Annotated in this window: 8 protein-coding genes and 1 rRNA gene; 3 read left to right on the top strand and 6 right to left on the bottom strand. The window is 46.8% G+C overall.

What is annotated here, in order from left to right; all coding sequences use genetic code 11:
- The first annotated feature begins 160 nt into the window (after nt 1-160).
- A complete protein-coding gene (locus tag Q0C15_RS01095; RefSeq protein ID WP_297215107.1) occupies nt 161-1,075 on the top strand; it encodes a bifunctional phosphoglucose/phosphomannose isomerase in 915 nt (304 codons plus the stop codon).
- Nucleotides 1,076-1,090: 15 nt separating this feature from the next.
- On the opposite strand, the gene Q0C15_RS01100 is transcribed toward Q0C15_RS01095, so the two are convergent.
- Nucleotides 1,091-1,864, bottom strand: coding sequence for a hypothetical protein (locus Q0C15_RS01100; protein WP_297215109.1), 774 nt, complete (start codon nt 1,862-1,864; stop codon nt 1,091-1,093).
- A gap of 286 nt (nt 1,865-2,150) precedes the next feature.
- Here Q0C15_RS01100 and Q0C15_RS01105 point away from each other — a divergent pair, with 286 nt between their 5' ends.
- The gene (locus tag Q0C15_RS01105; RefSeq protein WP_297215111.1) at nt 2,151-2,540 is read left to right on the top strand and encodes a hypothetical protein; all 390 of its coding nucleotides are present in this window, start codon (nt 2,151-2,153) and stop codon (nt 2,538-2,540) included.
- 108 nt (nt 2,541-2,648) lie between these two features.
- Nucleotides 2,649-2,933 carry a hypothetical protein gene (locus Q0C15_RS01110; RefSeq protein ID WP_110642663.1) on the top strand — a complete coding sequence of 95 codons (285 nt, stop codon included), beginning with the start codon at nt 2,649-2,651 and terminating at the stop codon, nt 2,931-2,933.
- Between the two features lies 1 nt (nt 2,934).
- Here Q0C15_RS01110 and Q0C15_RS01115 read toward each other — a convergent pair whose 3' ends face one another.
- The 5 genes from Q0C15_RS01115 to Q0C15_RS01135 form a co-directional block, all read right to left on the bottom strand.
- Nucleotides 2,935-3,396: a DUF1947 domain-containing protein gene (locus Q0C15_RS01115; RefSeq protein ID WP_297215113.1), complete on the bottom strand. Its 462-nt coding sequence runs from the start codon at nt 3,394-3,396 to the stop codon at nt 2,935-2,937.
- Nucleotides 3,393-4,736, bottom strand: coding sequence for a hypothetical protein (locus tag Q0C15_RS01120; RefSeq protein WP_297215115.1), 1,344 nt, complete (start codon nt 4,734-4,736; stop codon nt 3,393-3,395). The genes Q0C15_RS01115 and Q0C15_RS01120 overlap by 4 nt, the downstream gene beginning before the upstream one ends.
- Nucleotide 4,737: 1 nt before the next feature.
- Nucleotides 4,738-5,604, bottom strand: coding sequence for a transcription elongation factor Spt5 (locus Q0C15_RS01125; RefSeq protein ID WP_297215117.1), 867 nt, complete (start codon nt 5,602-5,604; stop codon nt 4,738-4,740).
- Nucleotides 5,605-5,614: 10 nt separating this feature from the next.
- On the bottom strand, nt 5,615-5,836 hold the full coding sequence (locus Q0C15_RS01130; RefSeq protein ID WP_110642669.1) for a protein translocase SEC61 complex subunit gamma: 222 nt from the start codon (nt 5,834-5,836) through the stop codon (nt 5,615-5,617).
- A gap of 80 nt (nt 5,837-5,916) precedes the next feature.
- A 16S ribosomal RNA gene (locus tag Q0C15_RS01135) occupies nt 5,917-5,972 on the bottom strand; the annotation flags it as partial.

The raw sequence follows: 5,972 nt of genomic DNA on the forward strand, positions 1-5,972 counted from the left end.
TCTATAGATATGATGAGATTATTTATAGATCTTTCTATTTATTGTGAGAAGTCCGTGTGTCTCATCGCTAAAGCTGTTGAGATTTACAGCTTCCTCCAAACCCCTAACTTCTCTTTTAATTCTGGCATAACCTATAATAGGAATGCTTCGATCTCATTTCATGGAATTTCGTGATGAGCTGAAGACGCTGAAAGACCAGGTTAAATTTGGTGAATTCTTCAAGGTTGACAGTTTCAGCAATATAGTTATAGCGGGAATGGGTGGATCTGGCATAGCTGGAAGGATCTTCTCGGAGATGTATTCCGATAAGCCCGTATTCGTTTCAGATGACTACAGCATCCCAAATTTCGTGGATGAGAATACTGAATTCATAGCCGTAAGCTATTCTGGCAACACGGAAGAAACGCTGAGTGCCGTAGAGGCTGCAATGAAGAAGGGTGCAAAGGTGCATGCCATTACTTCTGGAGGGAAACTTGGTGAAATGGGCATAGATACTATAAAGATACCATCTGGCCTGCAGCCAAGATCTGCCGTGGGCTATCTGACCATGCCGATAATAAACACGTTTATTAAGCCGTCTCCAGACGATGTAGATGAGGCCTCAAGGATCTTGGCTGATCTTGATGCAAACAACACCGTTCAGGAGAATATCGCAACGGAGATATTTGCTGGAAGAAGGATACCAGTCATCTACGGTGCAAGCCCATTTAGATCCATAGCCTACAGATGGAAGACACAGTTCAACGAGAATGCCAAGGTGCTTGCATATTCCAGCTACTTCTCAGAGCTGAATCACAACGATACCATGCCGCTGAGGGATACCTATCGCAAGGACGAGTTCTACTTCATGGCGTTCGATTCAGAAGATGAGAGGATAAGGAAGCGTATAGAGGTGACGCAGAAGATAACTGGGACTCAGTTCAAGAAGATAGATGTGAGAGGGACATCGTTGTTTGCGAGATCGTTTTACCTCATACACGTGGGCGATTACATAACGTACCATCTGGCAAGGCTCAGGGGCATCGATCCACAGGATGTATCCGCAATAGAGGATCTAAAGAAGAGGATAGCCTGAACTGGCATTCAGGCATCATTTTTCATTACCTGATTCTGAGGCGAAGGCCATTCCGAAGTATTTCGCTACATAATAGTAGCGCACCTTCATCCTTCTGCCTGTTACCTCCAGCATTCTCTTCAGCATTATCATGTTCTGGTAGCTATCCGGCTTCGCTTCATCAATGACGGCCTGCTGCATCCTGTAAAGTGCTGCAAAATCACCTGAATCTATGCTTTTTATAACCATTTCATCATAGTATTCCGCCATATCTGAATATCCGTATGGCCCTTCAGGACTGTGCGTATGGGCCTGATCCGCACTTACTATGATGCTTATCTTTCCAGTATATTTCTCGGAGACCGAGACAAGATGCTCAGCAAATGACTCTATTCTTTCCTTCGAGAGCAATCTTGGCTCGCCAATGGCCACTATGCGCTTTGGCCTGAAGAAGGTTAGAGGTATTATCGAACCGAAATCCAAAAAGCACGGGTAGTTGCCAGAAAGAGTGATACAGCGAAGCCTCTGTACAGCTTCGTGCACAGCGAGCATGTCAACAAGATCAACCGCGTTCTCGTATCTCTTTCTCAGAACATGCTTCTTTGTGCGGTAGTATCCATTTATGATCTTAGAATAAGTTACGGCTATGTAACTGTCAAGAACTATCCCATGCGGACTCACCACGACGAAGGTATCTGAATCGTCTCCGGCAGTGTACCTCGCTATTGCATCGTGCATGGCCTGATCCTCCCGCGTTTCCCTGTCAATTATCTCATCGCCATGCGGGATAACATAGATCCTGTTCAGCATGATTCAGATATACGTGTGTATATAAAAAATGTTTGATCGGATTGATCTTCGACCCTCCTCCGCCATTCAAGCGCTCATCGTTTCCGCATCACCGGGCGCAGGCGGTGGACCTCAATTGCTGAAACAAGCCCCGGTATTTCTATCAGGACAACCTTTTTTATCTTTTAAGCGTATCATTGATCAGCATAGTTATGGCGAAAGACGGAAGAGCGATGAGATATCCGTTATCATCGTGAAAGTGGCAACTGGTTCGCTGTATGCTGTCTACAGATCACAGGAGTCTGTTATGAGGTTTGACGGTGTTTACCATTTTGCATACATGGAGATAATGGAAAAAGACTACAACGCGGCAGGATATTTCAGCAACTTCAATGTGATCGAATATTCCAACATAATCGCCACGTCCGATTTCGCAATCATGATGATTTCACATAGCCATGCGGGCCTGTTTATATCCGAACTCAGGGAGAATTTCACAGCTGTAGACGTCCAGCTAATCGCGGTGAACAGCAGCTACGCTCTAAGGGCGCTTATAATGATCGCTTCAAACCATCTGCTCTTCTCGGAGGTCATGGTGGATAAAGGCCACATACCTTCCGGCGAATATACAGTGCTGTTGATCAATCCTCCAAGCTGGAACAACATGGCGACGATGGATATAGCCATATATTACTGATGCTGTGTTTTCGAGGCTGCTGCATTGATATATGCCTCCGGTATCAAGTATATTATCCTGCCAAAATACCCAGATGCCCTTAAATATCAAGAATAAATTGATGCGTGTATGAAACCAAATATAGATTTCAAGAGGCTAAAGGCCTATATCCAGGCCAACGGTTCCTACTCCCTCGTTGTGAAGGGGGACGACGTGGAAGTGCACTTTTCTCCAAATTTTCCTGAGGCAATACCGCATCTGCCGGATAATCTTCCAGTTGAGCACATAATGTACGGAAAGATCCAGAACGGCATCGTATACTTCTACAGGTTCGAGACCATAAGCAGCTTCGGCACAACCTACAACGACCTGACGGACGATGATCCGATTATGGAGTGGCTGAAATACATCTGATCTAGGAAAAAGCCCTGATCATATCATCGCCAGGGAAGTGTATTATGTGCACTGCCCTGCCCTTTCTCGTCTTCATGATCTCATCCGCATCCATTTCAGCCAGGCCCACTGCGATGAAATATCCCTTTATGCTTTTTATGAATACCATATCGCCTTTCCGTATGTTCGAATCCATGGACACTATGCCAGGAGCAAATACGTCGCTTCCGTTGAGTATATGGGGCTCAGCTCCTTCATCAACTGTTACGATGTTCTTGGATGGGTTTCTGTAGTTGAGCAGGTATACGCTCGGGATTATCCTCTCGTTCTGGAATATCATTGGCTTTCCACCGATGTAATAGGCGGAGATTGATTTCAGCGTTGCCACCTCAAGGTTCTCGCCCGATATGTCGATACCATAGGCCGCCATTGATTCCCAGATCCTCTTCGCTTCCTTCTTCGATATGAAATGTTTTGATGTCATGGTATATACGCCCTTATCCTCCGTATGTTCTCATCCACGTTTTCCGAATTGGCCAATCCACGTACGTAATCGGAAATCTCCATGCCCAGCTTCCTGTCGTCATCATCGAACAGGTATCCGACAGATGTTCCACCTATGCCGACCGTGAATGCATAGAGTATTGATCTCTGCACGTGGTTCTTCGCCCTGTCCTTCATCTCCATCACCGCTGGTTGAAGACCGTTCGATCTGTATGCACGTATGAGATCTGCCAGAAACCTGGAGTCCTCCGACCATGGGATGAAGTCCAGTTTTACCTCATTCTCAGCCTGCGATCTGGCCGCGACCATCTCGGCGAAGCTTCTGGATGGCTTACCTATCACAGTCTCGGATATGCGATCGCCAATATCTGGCCAGACTATCTCCATCAGCTTCGCCAGGGACGGGGACTCAAGGTAAATTCCAGATCCGTAGTCCCTGAGAAACTCCGCATATTCCTGCGCGCCGTCTATCGCAGATATGAAAGAATCCAGGCTGTCGTAGCATGTGGATCCTATACCGTAATATCCGGATCTTATGACCTTAGACTTCCTCATGGAAACGATCTGGTCTAGCAAGTGCCTATCGTCCAGATCGCCGGAGAGGTATCTGCCCAGGAGGCCGCGATCGTCCGATCCGGCGCAGTCCAGAAAATCTGACGTTAAATCGATGTCTTCCTGCGGATTTCTCATGAGCATGTGTCGCAGGAGTGAAAACCCTGTCCTGTACTTGGAATCCGCATGAACCACCAGTCTGACGGCTGACATTATGGTTATGGTGAAAGACGGATCCTGCCTTCCGATATGGATGGAGGAATCCAAGATCTCAAACCTTATGCCGTCCTCGCTGAGGGCATCCTGGATGAACTCAACGGGGGGCGGTGCACCCCTGCATGACGCAAGGTAATAGTTCTTTGAGGAAAATATGCGCAGATTCTTCGACATGACCAGATTGTAGAATGAGAACATCCTCCATACATCGTTATCCCAGTTCTGTACGCCTGCAAGAACGCGATCGTCAACGTTTCCCCGTTTGACGTAGCTCAGGCTTCCATAGGGCGTCTTAAGCACACCCATGATGGGTATATCTGTTTTGATGGCGCTGAAGGTTTCAGATATGGCTGATAGAAAACTGTCCGATCCTGAATATGAAAAATCACCCCTCTCCTTCATTCGCCGGATCTTCTTCCTGTATGATTCGATGGGGCAGAATATTGAAGAATCCAGCAGTTCCGGGATAATCCTCTCCGGATCTGAGAAGAGATCCTGAAATCTCTTCTTTATCCTTGACTGATCATCCTTTGAGAGGCTCTTGAGCTTCATTTCATTTTAGCTGCCTTATGGATTCTGCCTTCACGGTCACAGGTATGGGCACCATGCTTTCCACGAGCTGCACGGTGACCTCTTCTTTAACAGAATCTATGGATATGATCTTCGCCTTTTCTCCCTTGAACGGCCCTTCCACCAGTTCAACGAGGGATCCAAGCTCAAGGCCTGAAACCGCCGGCTTTGGCGTCAGGTAATGGGCTATCTCCTCCAGATCTATCTTTCCGGACACCATGCCTTTGTATCCCCTTATGTCCCTGGCCAGATACGATATCCTATCCGGATGCATCGTCTCGACGAAAATATAGCCCTTTATCTCGTATGGTGCCATTATGGCATAGACTTCGCTGGGCGCCTTGTTGCCGCCCTCAGATCTGTCTTCCCGGTCTTTCTCGGCCCTGTTATTCAGATCTATCGCAACCTGTATTTCCGATCCAACCGTGGTCTTCAGAGCGACGATCACTGGCCTGAGCACAATGCTCACGTCTCTGGAAAAGCTGTGAACGCCGTCCTCCGATTCCACGGAGAAGTGTATCTTAAGGGTATCGTTTGGATATGCACCCTTCGGTGCCTGTATCGTTATATCAAAATTCTTTGATTTGAGCGGATCTATGTCCACATCATCCTGAAATTTTCCGCTGCCGACCATCGAGATCTCGTTCTTCTTGCTGATGTTGAAGACCGATTTCCAGTCTACGGTGTTATCGTTCTCCTGTATGCTGTACTCTGCCGTAAAGCGGAATTTTCTCTTTACATTCTGAATATTCTTTACGCTGAATCTTAGATTTATCGATTCCCCCGCACCTGCCTCCAAGCGTTCTGGGGCATCGAATGATATCCATTCATATTCCTTGGCATTCTCCATAAGCTTCACCTTAAGGTATCTTGAAGTAAACGTCCATGATCAGGTATATTATAAAGCCAACCCCACCTATTATAAGGAGGCCAACAGCAGTAATGATCAGTACCTTTATGTATTCATCCCTTGTAGGTTTCCTGGCCATTCGAAGGATCCTTGCGTATTTACCCTTCCCGATGCTGGAAAACCTTCGCTCAATACCCTGCTGAATTTCCTCAGCCTTATCTTCAATCGACACCGAATCACCGAAACAAGAACATTATAAAAAAAGGAAATTTAAAGGTATGGTCTGGGCAGATGCCAGCCAGTGTTCTAACTTGGAGGTGATCCATCCGCAGGTTCCCCTACGGATACCTTGTTACGACTTAACCCTC

Source organism: Thermoplasma sp. (assembly GCF_023256435.1).
GTDB lineage: Archaea > Thermoplasmatota > Thermoplasmata > Thermoplasmatales > Thermoplasmataceae > Thermoplasma.